The following is a 15,597-nucleotide window of genomic DNA, read 5'->3' as shown; positions in this document are numbered from 1 at the left end:
CGAGGCCGCGTCCCACGATGCCGCCCACGACGAGCACCTGGCGCACACGGCCCACACCTGGGCGATGCGCCTGTCGATCCTGTTCGCGGGGTTGGGGATCGGCCTGGCCTTCGTCGTCTACGGGTTCGGGTGGATCAACCCGGCGAAGGTGGCGTCAACGCTCAAGCCCGTACACACGTTCCTGGTGAACAAGTGGTACTTCGACGAGCTGTACGAGGCGACGGCCGTCAACGGGACGAAGGCCCTCTCCCGCGCGCTGGGGTGGTTCGACCTGCACGTCGTCGACGGGCTCGTCAACCTCTGCGCCCAACTGGGAGTCTGGTTTTCCTACCTCACGGGAAAGTTCGACAATACCGTGGTCGACGGCGCGGTGAACGGCGTCGCGGACGTCACGATCGGCAGCGGCTCCTTCTTCCGCCGGTTCCAGACCGGCAAGCTCTACCACTATGTCTTCATCCTGGCGGGCGGCGTGCTGATCATTTACCTGGTAAAAGCTTTCTGACCGGAGGAGGTCTTCCTTGGACTTTATCAACAGCCATATCCTGACCCTGATGACGTTCCTCCCCGTGGCCGGGGGGGCGATCATCCTCATGATGCCTTCGGGCAGGGACAATCCCATCAAGACGATCGCCGCGGTGGCGTCGTTCCTGCCGGTCCTGCTCGCGGTCCAGCTCTGGTTCCTCTACGACCGCACGGTGGCCGGCGTGAACGTGGCGAGCCAGTTCCAGTTCGTCGAGCACTACACGTGGATCCCGTCGATCAACGTCGAGTACTTCATGGGGGCCGACGGGATCTCGATGCCGATGATCATGCTCACGACGATCGTCTCCTTCCTGGCGGTGGTCGGCTCCTGGGGGATCGAGAAGCAGATCAAGGGATATATGACCCTGATCCTCCTTCTCGAGACCGGCATGATGGGCGTCTTCGCCTCGCTGGACTTCTTCCTCTTCTACGTCTTCTGGGAAGTGATGCTTCTGCCGATGTACTTCCTCATCGGGATCTGGGGCGGTCCGCGCCGGGAGTACGCGGCGATCAAGTTCTTCCTCTACACGCTTCTGGGCTCCGTCCTGATGCTCCTCGTCATGCTGGCCCTCTATTTCAACACGACGAATCCCGAGACGGGCGGGCACACGTTCAACATGCTCCACTACATGCAGCAGGCGACCCACAACGCGTGGCTCAAGGGGTTCGACATCCGGATCCTGATGTTCCTCGGGCTCTTCATCGGGTTCGCGATCAAGGTCCCCCTCTTCCCGTTCCACACGTGGCTCCCCGACGCCCACGTCGAGGCGCCGACCGCCATCTCCGTCATCCTGGCGGGAATCCTCCTGAAGATGGGGACGTACGGGCTCATGCGGATCTCCTTCCCGATCTTCCCCGACGTGACGAAGTGGTTCGTCATTCCCATGGCCGTCCTGGGAGCGATCAACATCGTCTACGGAGCCCTGTGCGCGATGGCGCAGTCCGATCTGAAGAAACTGGTCGCCTACTCCTCGATCAGCCACATGGGGTTCTGCCTCCTCGGGATGGCGGCGCTCACCCCGGCCGGGATGATCGGAGCGGCGTTCCAGATGTTCTCCCACGGCATGATCACCTCCATGCTGTTCTTCCTGGTCGGGGTCATCTACGACCGGGCGCACCACCGCGACATCGACGGGTTCGGGGGGCTGGGAGCCGTCGTTCCGGTCTATACCTTCTTCATCACCGTGGCGTTCTTCGCCTCGCTGGGCCTGCCGGGCTTTTCCGGGTTCATCGCCGAGGCGATGGTCTTCCTCGGGTCGTTCGGCGTCTTCCGGACGATCGTGATGATCTCCGCCTCGGGGATCATCATCGTGGCCGCGTTCCATCTCTGGGCGCTCCAGCGCATTTTCCTCGGGCCGCTCAACCCCAAGTACGCCCAGCTCGAGGAGATCAACGCCCGGGAGATCTTCTGCCTGGCCCCGCTGGCGCTGATGACGCTGTTCCTCGGGGTCTACCCGATGCCGGTGCTCAACCTGATGAGCGCGTCCCTGAACCATCTCGTCGACGTCGTGAAGATGGTGATCTGAGGTGGTCCTCGGAAACCTGGCCAGCCTGGTCTACTTCCTGCCGGAGCTCGCGGTCACCGCGACGATCCTCCTGCTGGTCGTACTCCACGTCGTCCTGAAGAACCGCCGCTCCCCCGCGGCGGCCCTTCTCGCCCTGCTCGGAACGGGGACGGCGCTGCTGTTCGCCTGGATGACCCCCTCGGGAGCGGGGATGGGGCTCTTCGAGGGGATGGTCCTCCTGGACGGCTTCGCGGTCTTCTTCAAGGTGCTGACCGCCCTGGCGACCGCCATCGTCATCTTCATGTCGATCGACTGCGCGGAGCTTGCGGAGAGGACGCAGGCCGAGTACTACATCTTCCTCCTCTCGGTGCTCCTCGGGATGTTCCTCCTTTCCTCGGCCAGCGACATCGTGATGGTCTACCTCGCGCTCGAGCTGGTCTCGATCCCCTCCTATCTCCTCGCGGGCTATTTCAAGGGGAAGGGGTCCTCCACCGAGGCGTCGATGAAATACGTCGTCTACGGGGCGACCGCCTCGGGGGTGATGATCTACGGCTTCTCGCTCCTCTACGGCATGACGGGGTCGACCCAGATTTCCGAGATCGGGCGCGTCCTGGCGATGGGAGCGGCGCCCCTTCCGGCGTCCCTGGCGGCGGGGATGGTGACCGTGGGGTTCGGATACAAGATCGCCGCCGTTCCCTTCCACATGTGGAGCCCCGACGTGTACGAGGGGGCGCCCACCCCCGTGACGGCCTTCCTGTCCGTCGGGCCCAAGGCGGCGGGGTTCGCGGTCCTGGTCCGGTTCTTCTACACCGTCTTCGCCTCCCCCGAGGATGCCGGCGGGATATGGAAGCTCTCCTCCTCCGTCGACTGGACCTTCCTGTTCGCGGTCCTCTCCGCGATGACGATGACGGTGGGAAACCTCCTCGCCGTCAACCAGAAGAACGTGAAGCGGCTGCTCGCCTATTCCTCGATCGCGCACGCCGGGTACATGCTGATGGGGTTCGTCCTGCTCACCGCGGTGGGGCTCCAGGCGATCCTCTTCTACCTCGTCGTGTACCTCTTCATGAATCTGGGCGCCTTCTACGTGGTCGTCCTGGTCGCGAACGGCTGCCGGAGCGAGGACATCTCCGATTTCTCCGGCCTGGGGAGCAGGGCGCCCGTCGCCGCGGTCTCCCTGGCCATCTTTCTCTTCGCCCTCACGGGGATTCCGCCGTTTTCGGGGTTCATCGGCAAGGTCTACCTGTTCGCCGAGGTGATCCACCGGGGGGTCTACTGGCTCGCCCTTGTGGCGGCGCTCAACAGCGTGGTGTCCCTCTATTACTACGCGCGGATCGTGAAGGTGATGTTTCTGGAGGACCCCACGCAGTCGGGTGAGCTTCCGGTCGCCTTCGTGCCCCGGGTCATGCTGGGCATTCTGGTTGTTCCCACGCTTCTGCTGGGGATATACTGGGAGCCGGTTATTCGCGTCGCCGAGGCGTCTGTGAGAATCCTGACAAACTGACAAGGAAGGGGCCGGTGGCGAACCTCGTTTCCTCCATCCAGTTTTCCGACCCGTATTTCTCCATTCTTCTGGTCCTGGTCATCGCGGTCGGGATGTCGGTGGGGTTCGTCTTTCTCTCCCAGGCCCTCGGGCCCAAAAAGTACGAGCCGATCAAGTACAGCGTCTACGAGTGCGGCGTCGACCCCATCACGTCCGCCTCGGTCCGGGTGTCGGTGAAGTTCTACCTGGTCGCCCTGCTCTTCATGTTGTTCGACCTGGAGACGGCGTTCCTCTACCCGTGGGCGGTCCTCTTCCGGGATCTCGGCCTGTTCGGTTTTATCGAAATGGCTGTCTTCGTGGGGATCCTCCTCGCGGGACTGCTCTACGCCTGGAAAAAGGGAGCGCTGGAATGGCAGTGAACCACGCGAAGGACAGCGCCCCTGGTTTTCTGACCACCCGGTTCGAGGCGATCCTCGCCTGGGGGCGGAGATTCTCGATCTGGCCGTTCACCTTCGCCACCGCGTGCTGCGGGATCGAGGTGATGGGGGCGTTCGGTACCCATTACGACGTCTCCCGCTTCGGGGCCGAGGTGATCCGGTTCTCCCCGCGGCAGGCGGACATGCTGCTCGTGGCCGGGACCGTCAACTACAAGATGGCCCCGATCCTGCAGCGCATCTACGACCAGATGCTCGAGCCGAAGTGGGTGGTGGCGATGGGGGCGTGCGCCTCGTCGGGCGGCTTCTACAACAACTACAGCGTCGTTCAGGGGATCGACAAGTTCATGCCGGTCGACATCTACATTCCGGGATGCCCCCCGATCCCGGAGCAGATCATCGACTCCATCGTGCTGATCCAGAAGATGATCGACACGGGGGCCCCGCGGGCCCGGGAACGCTGGCCGATCAAGATCTGAAGCGGAAGGGAAATGGCGGAAGAGAGAAAGAGCGCGGTGCTTACGAAGCTGGCCGGGAAGTTCGGGGACGACATCGTGGCGACCCACTCCGACTTCGGGGACGACACGGCGCAGGTCCGTCGGGAGAGGATCGTCGAGATCTGCACCTTCCTGCGGGACGACCCGGACCTCCGGTTCGACCTGGCGATGGACTGCACCGGGGTGGATTACCTGGGAGAGGAGCCCCGGTTCGAGGTGGTCTACCACCTCTATTCGATCGCGAAGAAGCACCGCGTGCGGATCAAGGCCCGGGTCCCGGAGGAAGATCCGGTGATCGACTCGGTCATCCCCGTCTGGGCCGGGATGGACTGGTTCGAGCGGGAGGCGTACGACATGTACGGCATCGTCTTCCGCAATCACCCGAACCTCAAGAGGATCCTCATGTACGAGGAGTTCGAGGGGCACCCGCTTCGCAAGGACTACCCGAAGGCCAGGCGGCAGCCCACCGTGGGACCGAAGGAGTAGGGAAAACGTGACCGAGATCGAGACCTACCGGAGGGAAGCGGGAAAGCTCGACATGCAGGCCGAGCCGATGATCCTGAACATCGGCCCGTCCCACCCCGCCACGCACGCGACGCTTCGGCTCATCGCGGAGCTGGACGGGGAGACGATCCTGAAACTCACCCCCGAGTTCGGGTACCTCCACCGCTGCTTCGAGAAGGAGTCCGAGAACGCCACCTGGACGCAGGTGATCCCCTACACGGACCGGCTGAACTACGTCTCCTCCCTGATGAACAACGTCGGGTACGTGATGGCCGTCGAGAAGCTGTTCGGGATCGAGGTCACCGAGCGGTGCAAGTACATCCGGGTCCTCATCTGCGAGCTCTCCCGGATCATCGACCACATGGTCTGCATCGGGGCGAACATGGTCGACATCGGGGCGCTCACCAACTTCTGGTACTTCTGGAAGCCGCGCGAGGAGGTGTACATGCACCTCATCGAGCCGCTGACGGGGATCCGGCTGACGACGCAGTACACCCGGATCGGCGGGCTGCAGTGGGATCTCCCTGACGGATGGGTCGAAAAGTGCCGCGACATCTGCCGGGACGTGATCGTCCCCGCGATCGCGGACGTGAACGCCCTCCTCACGAAGAACCGGATCTTCATCGAGCGGACGATGGGGGTCGGTTCCATCACCCCGAAGGAGGCGATCGCCCGAGGGTTCACCGGCCCGTGCCTGCGGGCCGCCGGCGTCCCCCTCGACCTGCGCAAGGACGAGACGTACCTCGTGTACGACCGGTTCGATTTCGACGTGCCCATCGGGGAGCAAGGGGACACCTGCGACCGGTACATGGTCCGGATGGAGGAGATGCGCCAGTCCCTCCGCATCATCGAGCAGGCCCTCGACCAGCTCCCGGGAGGGCCCGTCAACGTGGACGACCCTCGGTTCCTCCTGCCGCCGAAGCAGGAGGTGTACGGGAACATCGAGGCCCTGATGAACCACTTCAAGCACATCATGGACGGAATCCGGGTCCCCGCCGGCGAGGTCTACTCGGCCACCGAGGCGGCCAACGGGGAGCTCGGCTACTACATCGTCAGCAAGGGGGGCGGGGGGCCGTACAAGATCAAGGTCCGGCCGCCGTGCTTCCCCCTCTTCCAGGGGATGCCGCACCTGTGCGAAGGGGGAATGCTCGCGGACCTCATCGCGGTTTTGGGCAGCGTCAACATCATCGCGGGGGAGCTGGACCGGTGAACCCGTCCTTTTCCGAGGAGACCCGGGCGAGGTTCGAGAGGATGCTCGCCCGATACCCCGACCGGCAGGCGGCCATCCTGCCCACCCTCCATCTCGCCCAGCGCGAGTTCGGATTCCTCTCCCCCGAAACGATCTCCACCGTCGCCGCGCTGCTCGGGTTCACGCCGGCGCAGATCGAGGGAGTGGCGACCTTCTACACGATGTACAACCGGAAGCCGGTGGGCAAATATCATCTGCAGGTGTGCCGGAACCTCTCCTGCTCGCTCATGGGGGCGGAAGCGCTGATCGAGCACGTGTCGAGGAAGCTCGGCGTGGCGCCCGGCGAGACGACCGCCGACGGAAGATTCACCCTGACCACGGTCGAGTGCCTGGGAAGCTGCGGCACCGCGCCGGTGATGCAGATCAACGACGACTATTACGAGAACCTCACCGAGGAATCGGTCGATGCGATCCTCGACGGGCTCCGGTAGGGAAACCGGCGGATGACGATGGACCTCGTCCTGACCACCCACTTCGGCAACGACCGGTACCGCCACGCGGAGACGTACGAGCGGCTCGGCGGATACGCCGCGATGCGCAAGGCGCTCTCGATGCCGAAGGAGGAGATCGTGGCGGAGGTCCGGAAGGCGAACCTTCGCGGGCGCGGGGGAGCGGGGTTCCCGGCCGGCGTCAAGTGGGGGTTCCTCCCGAAGGACCTCTCCCGGCCGCGGATCCTCGTGATCAACGCCGACGAGGGGGAGCCGGGGACCTTCAAGGACCGGCTCATCATGACGAAGGGGCCGCATCTCCTCATCGAAGGAATCGTCATCACCGGCTACGCGCTGTCGATCCACAACGCCTACGTCTACATCCGCGGGGAGTTCGTCCGGGAGACGGACATCGTCCAGGAGGCGATCGACGAGGCGTACGCGAAGGGATACCTCGGGAAGAACATTTTGGGCTCCGGGTTCGATCTGGAGGCGACCGTCCACCGCGGCGCCGGCGCCTACATCTGCGGCGAGGAGACCTCCCTGATCAACTCCCTCGAAGGGAAGCGCGGGTGGCCCCGGGTCAAGCCCCCCTTCCCCGCCTCGGTGGGGGCGTTCGGGCTCCCCACGATCGTGAACAACGTGGAGACGATCGCCGACGTCCCCTGGATCATCACCCACGGCGGGGAGAAGTTCGCCTCCCTGGGGGTGGAAAAGGACGGCGGGACCCGCCTGGTCTGCGTCAGCGGCCCGGTGAAAAAACCGGGCGTCTACGAATTGCCGGTGGGGATTTCGCTCCGGTCGATCATCTTCGAACACGCCGGGGGGATGCAGGACGGCAAGACGCTCAAGGCGGTGATCCCGGGAGGGTCCTCCACGCCGGTGCTGCGGGCCGACCAGATCGACGTGGGCTACGACATCGAGTCGATGCAGAAGATCGGGACGATGGCGGGTTCGGGCGGCGTCATCGTCATCCCCGAGGGGACGTGCATGGTGCGCGCCCTCTCCGTGCTCATGAACTTCTATGCCCACGAGTCGTGCGGGCAGTGCACTCCGTGCCGGGAGGGGTGCGGCTGGCTGGCGAAGATCATGCGCCGGATCGAGAACGGCGAGGGGAGCGAGGGGGACGTCGAGCTCATCCTGGACCTGTGCGACAACATGATGGGCCGGACGATCTGCCCGCTGGCCGACGCCGCGGTGATGCCCGCCCAGTCGTTCATCTGGAAGTTCCGCGACGAGTTCGACCGGCACATCCGGGACAAGAAGTGCCCGTACGGGAACCGGTTCTAGGGAGCCATGCCGAACTTCACGATCAACGGAATCTCCGCGGACGTCCCCCCGGGGACGACGATCCTCGAGGCCGCCAAGACGGTGGGGATCGAGATCCCCCACTACTGCTACCACCCGAAGCTCTCGATCGCGGGGAACTGCCGCATGTGCCTGGTGGAGGTGGAGAAGTTCCCGAAGCTGCAGATCTCCTGCAACACCATGGTGACCGACGGGATGGTGGTCCGGACCGAAACCGAGAAGGTGAAGAATGCGGTCACGGGCGTCCTCGAGTTCCTGCTCATCCACCATCCGATCGACTGTCCGATCTGCGACCAGGCCGGCGAGTGCGGGCTGCAGATCTACTACATGAAGTACGGTCTCCACAAGAGCCGGCACGCCCTCGCGGACAAGGTCCACAAGAAGAAGGTGCAGGACATCGGCGGCCAGATCGTCCTGGACGCCGAGCGGTGCATCCTCTGCTCCCGCTGCATCCGGTTCCTGCAGGAGGTCACCGGCACCTGCGAGCTCGAGTTCTTCCAGCGGGGGGACCACTCGGAGATCTCGATCTTTCCGGGAAAGCCGCTCGACAACCTCTATACGGGGAATCTGGCCGACATCTGCCCCGTGGGGGCGCTGACCAGCAAGGATTTCCGGTTCAAGTGCCGCGTATGGTTCCTGCGGGGCGCCAAATCGATCTGCCCGGGGTGCGCCAACGGCTGCAACGTCGAGGCGCACTTCAAGGAGGATATCGTCTACCGCCTCAAGCCCCGGCAAAACGACGAGGTCAACCGGACCTGGATGTGCGATCCCGGAAGGCTCGCGTACCGGAAGATGAACGAGGCGAGGCTTCTTACCCCCGTGGCCCGGGAAAACGGGACGCCGAAGGCGGCGTTGTGGGAGGAGATCCTTTCCTCCTCCGCCTTCCGGCTCTGGGAGACGGTCGAAAGGCACGGCCCCGGATCGGTCGCCGTCATCGCCTCCCCGCAGTTTTCCAACGAGGAGCTCTTCCTCGCGCGGAAGCTGGCGGAAGAGGTCCTGCGCACGCCGAACCTCGGGTTCTCCCCGAAAACCCCGGAAGACGGGTTCGCGGACGACTTCCTCATCAAGGCGGACAAGAACCCCAACACCCGGGGGGCGCAGCTTTTGGGGATCTCCGAGGAGAAGTTCGACGGCATCGTGCGGGCGGCCGCCGAGGGAAAGATCCGTGCCCTGATCGTCTTCGGGAACGGGATCGCGGACCTCTCCGAGGAGGAGACGGGGCGGCTTCTGGCCGACGTCCCCTTCGTCGTCCAGATCGGCACGAACGAGGGCGCGGTCTCCCGCGCGGCGCACGCCGTCCTGCCGTCGGCGTCGCTCGTCGAGCGCGGGGGGACGTTCACCAACCATGCGGCGCGGGTCCAGCGTTTCCGGATGGGGTTCCCTCCCCGGGGGAAGGCGCGCGGCGCCATCGAGATCATCTCGGGCCTTGCGAACCGTCTCGGAGCGGCGTGGAAATACGCCGGGGAGGCGTCGGTGTTCCGGGCGATCGCGCAGACCGAGGCCCCCTTTGCCGGAATGAGCTACGAGTCCCTCGGGGAGCGGGGCCAGGTGGCCGGGGGGAAGGGATGAGCAACCTGTTCGATCTCGTGGTGTCCGTCGCGCGTGTGGCGGTGATGCTCGTCTTCACCCTCTCCCTCGTCCCGATCCTCGTGTGGGCGGAGCGCAAGGGGGCGGCCTACATGCAGGACCGCCGCGGGCCCAACCGCGCGAAGATCCTGGGGCTGACCCTGGGGGGGCTGTTCCACCCGCTCGCCGACGCGCTCAAGCTCCTGTTCAAGGAAGATTTCATCCCCGATCACGCCCACCGGCTCTTCTACCAGATGGCCCCGATGTTCGCCCTGGCCCCGGCGCTCATGACCTTCGCGGTCATCCCCTTCGGGCCGCCGGTCGTGATCGCGGGGCGCGAGGTCGCCCTGCAGGTGGCGGACCTGAACGTGGGGATCCTCTACATCTTCGCCATCTCGGGGATGGCGGTCTACGGCGTGATCCTGGCGGGGTGGGCCTCGAACAGCAAGTACCCCCTCCTGGGAGGCCTTCGCTCCTCGGCGCAGATGGTCTCCTACGAGGTCTCCCTCGGGCTCTCCATCATCGGACTGGTGATGGTCTTCCGGTCGGTCCGGCTTTCGGAGATCGTGGCCTCCCAGGGGACGCTCCTGTGGGGGGTCCTGCCGAAATGGGGTGTGTTCGTGCAGCCGCTCGGCTTTCTCCTGTTCCTCGTGGCGGTCTACGCGGAGGCGAACCGGACTCCCTTCGACCTCCCGGAGGGGGAGTCGGAGATCGTCGCCGGATTCCACACGGAGTACGCCTCCTTCAAGTTCTCGATCTTCTTCATGGCCGAGTACATCCACATGGTGGTCGGCTCGGCCCTGATCGCGACGCTGTTTTTCGGCGGCTGGCAGGTTCCCTACCTTGCGGATTCCGGATTCCAATTCCCCCTGGGGATCTCCTTCGGGCTCCCCGCCGCCCTGGTGCTCCTCCTGCGGATCGGGGCGTTCGTGGGGAAGGTGCTCTTCTTCGCCTGGCTTTTCATCTGGGTCCGGTGGACGATCCCCCGGTTCCGGTACGACCAGGTGATGCGCCTGGGGTGGAAAGTGCTGCTGCCGTTGTCCCTGGCGAATATCTTCGTGACGGGGCTGGTGTTGCTCCTGATCGGCGGAGGCGGGTGACGGAGGGATGGCCATCGGGATCATCAAGGTCGCTCGGCCCCGGAAGATGTCTTCCACGGAGGCCCTCTACCTGGTCGAGATCGTCAAGGGGCTCGGGGTGACGATGGGGCACCTTCTGCGCAACATCGTGCGCCAGGAGAACATCCCCACGATCGAGTACCCGGAGGTGCGGAGGGTGATGCCCCCCCGGTTCCGGGGGCTGCACCGGCTGATGAAGCGCCCCGACGGGACGCCCCGGTGCGTGGCGTGCTACTGCTGCGGCACGGCGTGCCCCGCCAAGTGCATCACGATCGTCGCGGGGGAGTCCCCCGACCCGAAGGTCGAGAAGTATCCCGTGCGGTTCGACATCGACATGCTCCGGTGCATCTTCTGCGGGCAATGCGTGGAGGCGTGCCCGTGCGACGCGATCCGGATGGACACCGGGTGGTACACGCCTGCGGAGCACACCCGGGAGAAGCTCATCTACACGATCGACATGCTTTTGGAAAAATAGGAGCGGACATGGAACCGGTCCTTTTCGTCATCTTCGGCGCCATCGCAACGGGGGGCGCGATCATGGTGGTCACGCGGAAGCACCCGATGGCTTCCGCGCTCTACCTCATCCTCACGCTCTTCGCCGTCGCGGCGCTGTTCGTCCTGCGCCAGGCGCACTTCCTCGCGGCGATCCAGGTCATCGTCTACGCGGGGGCGGTGGTCGTCCTGTTCATCTTCGTGATCATGCTGATCAACGTCCCGGAGGACAAGCTGCCGGTGGAGCGGGTGACGGGGATCCGTTTCCTGGGGGTCCTGGTCGCGGGGCTTCTCATTCTCGAGTCCGCCCTGGTGGCCCGCCGATCCGGGATGGCGGGGACGCCCGCCGTGGACTCCGGCTCCGTCCAGGCCGTGGGGAGAGCGCTGTTCACCGACTACCTTCTCGCCTTCGAGATCACCTCGGTCCTGCTCCTGGCCGCGATGATCGGGGCGATCACGCTGGCGAAGAGGAAGATCTGACGGTGCGCGAAGCGTTGGCGCGCCCGAAGCGGAGACCTTCGTAAATGATGGAACCGTCGGCATACCTGCTTCTCTCCGGGATCCTGTTCGGGATCGGGGTCGCGGGAGTGGTGGCGCGCAAGAACGTGCTGATCATTATCATGAGCGTGGAGATCATGCTGAACGCCGTGAACGTGGCGTTCATCGCGGTCGGCTCCCACCGGGGGGACGTCACCGGGTCGGTGTTCGCCTTCATGGTCATGACCGTCGCGGCGGCCGAGGCCGCGGTGGGGCTGGCGATCCTGATCGCAATTTTCCGCCTGAAGGAAACGGTCGATGTCACGGAACTGAGCGTGCTCAAATGGTAGGCGGGATCCTCAACTACCTCTGGCTCGTCCCCGCGCTCCCCCTCCTGGGGGTAATCGTGAACAGCGCGATCGCAATCTTCGCCGAGCGCCCGCTCCTCCTTCCGGAGGCGGGGAGCGAAGAACACGGGCATGGGGCTTCGTCCCACGGGGCGGGCCAACCCATGGCTCCCCCGTACCGGAAGTTGGTCGCGTTCCTCGGACCCGCGGTGGTGGGGGCCTCCTTCGTCGTGTCGCTCCTTTCGGTCCTCGCGCTGGCCGCGCGCCCGGCCCACGACCGTCTCTTCGTCCAGGTCCTCTTCCCGTGGGTTACGGCGGGGGGCTTCTCCGCACCGGCAGCTTTCCAGCTCGACCCGCTCTCCTCCGTGATGATCCTGGTGGTCACCGGCGTCGGCTTCCTCATCCACGTCTACTCCGTGGGGTACATGTCCCACGAGAAGGCCTTCGCGCGGTACTTCGTCTACCTGAACCTCTTCACCTTCGCGATGCTGCTGCTCGTGCTCGGCAACAACTTCCTGATCATGTTCGTGGGGTGGGAAGGGGTGGGGCTTTGCTCCTACCTGCTGATCGGGTACTGGTACGAGAAGAAAAGCGCCGCCGACGCCGGGAAGAAGGCCTTCATCGTGAACCGGGTGGGCGACTTCGGCTTCCTCGTCGCCATCTTCCTCATCTTCTGGACGTTCGGGACGGTCGACTATACCGAGGTCTTCGCCCGGATCCCGGGGCTTGCGGAAAGCGGCGTCCTGACGACGGGGATCGCCACGGCGATCACCCTGCTCCTCTTCGTGGGGGCCACGGGGAAATCGGCGCAGATCCCCCTCTACGTCTGGCTGCCGGACGCGATGGAGGGCCCCACCCCCGTCTCCGCCCTCATCCACGCCGCCACGATGGTCACGGCGGGGGTGTACATGGTCGCCCGCACGAGCGCGCTCTTCCTGCTGGCCCCCGCCTCGATGGCGGTGGTGGCCGTCGTGGGCGCGGCGACCGCCATCTTCTCCGCCACCATCGGGATCTGTCAGAACGACATCAAGCGTGTGCTGGCGTACTCCACCGTCTCCCAGCTGGGGTACATGTTCCTCGCCTGCGGGGTCGGGGCGTTCACCGCCGGGATCTTCCACCTGATGACCCACTCCTTCTTCAAGGCCCTGCTGTTTTTGGGGTCCGGCTCGGTGATCCACGCCCTCTCCGGGGAGCAGGACATGCAGAAGATGGGGTCGCTCAAGAAACGCCTCCCCGTCACCTTCACCACGATGTTCATCGCCACGCTGGCGATCTCGGGGATTCCCGGCCTGTCGGGATTTTTCTCCAAGGACGAGATCCTGTGGAAGTCCTTCTCTTCCGGGCACGGCCACGTCGGCTTGTGGCTCGTCGGGACGGCCGCGGCGGGGATCACGGCCTTCTACATGTTCCGCCTGATCTTTCTGACCTTTTTCGGGCCGTCGCGGATGGCCCCCGAGGTGGAGAAGCACGTCCACGAGTCCCCCTACTCGATGACCGTCCCGCTGATGCTCCTGGCCGTCCTGTCGGTGGCGGGCGGCTGGATCGGCATCCCCGAGGCGCTGGGGGGACACAACTATTTCGAGGAGTGGCTTGCGCCCGTCTTCGGCCATGCCGCCGAAGGGGCCGCCCACGGAGGGGCGCACCACTCCGCGGCGCTCGAATACCTGCTCATGGCCGGGTCGGTGGGCGTGGCGCTGTGCGGGATCGGGCTCGCCTACTATCTGTACCGGGTCCGCACGGAGAAGCCGAAGGAGATCGCCGGCAGGGTGCCGGGCCTCTACGACGTGGTGTTCCACAAGTATTACGTCGACGAGATCTACGACGCCGCCATCGTGCGAAGGATCGTGAACGGCTCGATCTGGCTGTGGGAGGCGTTCGACGCGACGTTCATCGACGGGATCGTGAACGGCGTCGCGACGATGGTGCGCGGGGCGGGCGACAGGATAAGACGCGTGCAGACCGGCGTGGTGGGGAACTACGCCCTTTCCCTGCTTCTGGGCGCGGTGATCCTCGTCGGGTTCCTGATCTGGCCGTGAGAACGGCGAAGGGAGATTCCCGGAGCATGTGCCGATGACATCCGTTTCCCAGGCCCTGATGACGAACCTGCTTTCCGTGTTGATCTTCCTCCCGCTCGCCGGGGTCTTTCTGCTCGTCTTCCTGCCGAGGGAAAACCCCCGGCTCCTGCGCAACGTGACCTTCGCCGTGACGCTCGCGGAGTTTCTTCTGTCCCTTCCGGTGGCGATCCTGTTCGACGGGTCGACCGCCGCGATGCAGTTCGTCCAGAAGGCCCCCTGGATCCCGCAGTACGGGATCAGCTACCACGTGGGGGTGGACGGCATCTCCTTGTGGCTTCTGATGCTGACCACGTTCCTCATGCCCATCACCATCCTGTCCACCTACACCTCCGTCGAGAAGCACGTGAAGGAGTTCATGATCTTCATGCTGGTCCTCGAGGTCGGGATGGTGGGGGTGTTCCTCGCGATCGACCTCTTCCTGTTCTACGTCTTCTGGGAGACCGTCCTCATCCCGATGTACTTCCTGATCGGGGTCTGGGGGAGCGACCGGCGCATCTACTCGGCGATCAAGTTCTTCCTGTACACCTTCGCGGGCTCGGTGCTCATGCTGGTCGCCATCATCGCGCTCTATTTCCACCACTACGAGGTGACCGGGCTCTACTCCACCGACCTGCTGGCCATGTACGCCCTCACCATCCCTGTGAAGCTCCAGTTCTGGATGTTCGCCGCGTTCGCGCTGGCGTTCGCCTTCAAGGTGCCGATGTTCCCCTTCCACACGTGGCTCCCCGACGCCCACGTGGACGCCCCCACCGCGGGATCGGTCATCCTGGCGGCGGTCTTGCTCAAGATGGGGACGTACGGGTTCCTGCGGTTCGCGATGCCGCTGTTCCCCGTGGCAGCGGTCGACCTGATGCCGGTGATCTCCGGGCTGGCGGTCATCGGGATCATCTACGGCGCGCTCGTTGCGATGGTGCAGAAGGACATGAAGAAGCTGGTCGCCTACTCCTCCGTGTCCCACCTGGGCTTCGTGATGCTCGGGCTTTTCGCCTTCAACCTCCAGGGGATCGAGGGCGGCATCCTCCAGATGATCAACCACGGTGTCTCCACCGGGGCGCTTTTCCTCATCGTCGGGATCGTCTACGAACGGCGGCATACGCGCCTCATCGAGGAGTTCGGGGGGCTCTCCAAGATCGCCCCGCTGTTCGCCGCCGTCTTCATGATCGTGACGCTCTCCTCGATCGGGCTTCCCGGCACCAACGGCTTCGTCGGCGAGTTCCTGATCCTGCTGGGCGCCTTCAAGACCGCGCGGCTGCTGACGGTGTTCGCCGCCTCCGGCGTGATCCTGGCGGCGGTCTATATGCTCTGGATGTACCAGCGGGTGATGTTCGGGAAGATCACCAACGAGGAAAACCGGCACATGACGGACCTGAACGCGCGGGAGGTGGCCTACCTGCTGCCGATCCTCGTGATGATCTTCTGGATCGGGGTCTATCCGCAGACGTTCCTGAGGAAGATGGACGCCTCGGTCTCTGCGGTCGTCACGCGGATCGAGGCGAAGCGGCAGGCCGCGCTTACCGGCCGCCCGGCCGGGGAGCCCTTGCTGACCCGATACTTCGACGTGGGGAAATGAGGACAGGATGGCCCCGATTTCGATA

The 15,597-nt window shown here is 64.8% G+C and carries 16 protein-coding genes; all 16 read left to right on the top strand.

The genetic code is table 11. The features are described 5' to 3' along the window. Positions 1 to 502, top strand: a 502-nt coding sequence (locus VJ307_10490) for a hypothetical protein (GenBank protein ID HJX74567.1), incomplete at its 5' end; no start/stop codon positions are given. A gap of 16 nt (positions 503 to 518) precedes the next feature. Then, complete coding sequence (locus tag VJ307_10485) at positions 519 to 2,048, top strand: NADH-quinone oxidoreductase subunit M (GenBank protein HJX74566.1); 1,530 nt, start codon at positions 519 to 521, stop codon at positions 2,046 to 2,048. 1 nt (position 2,049) lies between these two features. Further along, entirely contained in the window at positions 2,050 to 3,528 is a 1,479-nt protein-coding gene (locus VJ307_10480; GenBank protein HJX74565.1) for an NADH-quinone oxidoreductase subunit N, read from the top strand. A 14-nt stretch (positions 3,529 to 3,542) separates the two neighbouring features. Continuing rightward, positions 3,543 to 3,926, top strand: a complete 384-nt coding sequence (gene ndhC, locus VJ307_10475) for an NADH-quinone oxidoreductase subunit A (protein HJX74564.1) — start codon at positions 3,543 to 3,545, stop codon at positions 3,924 to 3,926. Continuing rightward, positions 3,917 to 4,420 carry an NADH-quinone oxidoreductase subunit NuoB gene (gene nuoB / locus VJ307_10470; GenBank protein ID HJX74563.1) on the top strand — a complete coding sequence of 168 codons (504 nt, stop codon included), beginning with the start codon at positions 3,917 to 3,919 and terminating at the stop codon, positions 4,418 to 4,420. The genes ndhC and nuoB overlap by 10 nt, the downstream gene beginning before the upstream one ends. 12 nt (positions 4,421 to 4,432) lie before the next feature. Beyond that, positions 4,433 to 4,924, top strand: coding sequence for an NADH-quinone oxidoreductase subunit C (locus VJ307_10465; GenBank protein HJX74562.1), 492 nt, complete (start codon positions 4,433 to 4,435; stop codon positions 4,922 to 4,924). Positions 4,925 to 4,931: 7 nt separating this feature from the next. Next, the gene (gene nuoD, locus VJ307_10460; GenBank protein HJX74561.1) at positions 4,932 to 6,152 is read left to right on the top strand and encodes an NADH dehydrogenase (quinone) subunit D; all 1,221 of its coding nucleotides are present in this window, start codon (positions 4,932 to 4,934) and stop codon (positions 6,150 to 6,152) included. Next, positions 6,149 to 6,622 carry an NADH-quinone oxidoreductase subunit NuoE gene (nuoE, locus tag VJ307_10455; protein HJX74560.1) on the top strand — a complete coding sequence of 158 codons (474 nt, stop codon included), beginning with the start codon at positions 6,149 to 6,151 and terminating at the stop codon, positions 6,620 to 6,622. Before nuoD ends, nuoE begins: the two co-directional genes overlap by 4 nt. A 12-nt stretch (positions 6,623 to 6,634) precedes the next feature. Beyond that, positions 6,635 to 7,909, top strand: coding sequence for an NADH-quinone oxidoreductase subunit NuoF (gene nuoF / locus VJ307_10450; GenBank protein HJX74559.1), 1,275 nt, complete (start codon positions 6,635 to 6,637; stop codon positions 7,907 to 7,909). Between the two features lie 6 nt (positions 7,910 to 7,915). Beyond that, entirely contained in the window at positions 7,916 to 9,496 is a 1,581-nt protein-coding gene (locus tag VJ307_10445) for a 2Fe-2S iron-sulfur cluster-binding protein (protein ID HJX74558.1), read from the top strand. Next, positions 9,493 to 10,593, top strand: a complete 1,101-nt coding sequence (gene nuoH, locus VJ307_10440; GenBank protein HJX74557.1) for an NADH-quinone oxidoreductase subunit NuoH — start codon at positions 9,493 to 9,495, stop codon at positions 10,591 to 10,593. The genes VJ307_10445 and nuoH overlap by 4 nt, the downstream gene beginning before the upstream one ends. Before the next feature lie 7 nt (positions 10,594 to 10,600). After that, the gene (locus VJ307_10435) at positions 10,601 to 11,086 is read left to right on the top strand and encodes an NADH-quinone oxidoreductase subunit I (protein HJX74556.1); all 486 of its coding nucleotides are present in this window, start codon (positions 10,601 to 10,603) and stop codon (positions 11,084 to 11,086) included. Positions 11,087 to 11,094: 8 nt separating this feature from the next. Then, complete coding sequence (locus VJ307_10430; GenBank protein ID HJX74555.1) at positions 11,095 to 11,583, top strand: NADH-quinone oxidoreductase subunit J; 489 nt, start codon at positions 11,095 to 11,097, stop codon at positions 11,581 to 11,583. A gap of 44 nt (positions 11,584 to 11,627) precedes the next feature. After that, positions 11,628 to 11,930, top strand: a complete 303-nt coding sequence (nuoK, locus tag VJ307_10425; GenBank protein ID HJX74554.1) for an NADH-quinone oxidoreductase subunit NuoK — start codon at positions 11,628 to 11,630, stop codon at positions 11,928 to 11,930. After that, positions 11,924 to 13,963, top strand: coding sequence for an NADH-quinone oxidoreductase subunit L (gene nuoL, locus VJ307_10420; GenBank protein HJX74553.1), 2,040 nt, complete (start codon positions 11,924 to 11,926; stop codon positions 13,961 to 13,963). The genes nuoK and nuoL overlap by 7 nt, the downstream gene beginning before the upstream one ends. A gap of 34 nt (positions 13,964 to 13,997) precedes the next feature. Continuing rightward, on the top strand, positions 13,998 to 15,572 hold the full coding sequence (locus tag VJ307_10415; protein ID HJX74552.1) for an NADH-quinone oxidoreductase subunit M: 1,575 nt from the start codon (positions 13,998 to 14,000) through the stop codon (positions 15,570 to 15,572). Positions 15,573 to 15,597: the final 25 nt, after the last annotated feature.

This window comes from Candidatus Deferrimicrobiaceae bacterium, from assembly GCA_035256765.1.
In the GTDB taxonomy this organism is placed as follows: Bacteria; Desulfobacterota; Deferrimicrobia; order Deferrimicrobiales; family Deferrimicrobiaceae; genus CSP1-8.
The sequence above is the reverse complement of the archived record's forward strand: the minus strand, read 5'-3'. Positions and strand labels throughout refer to the sequence as shown.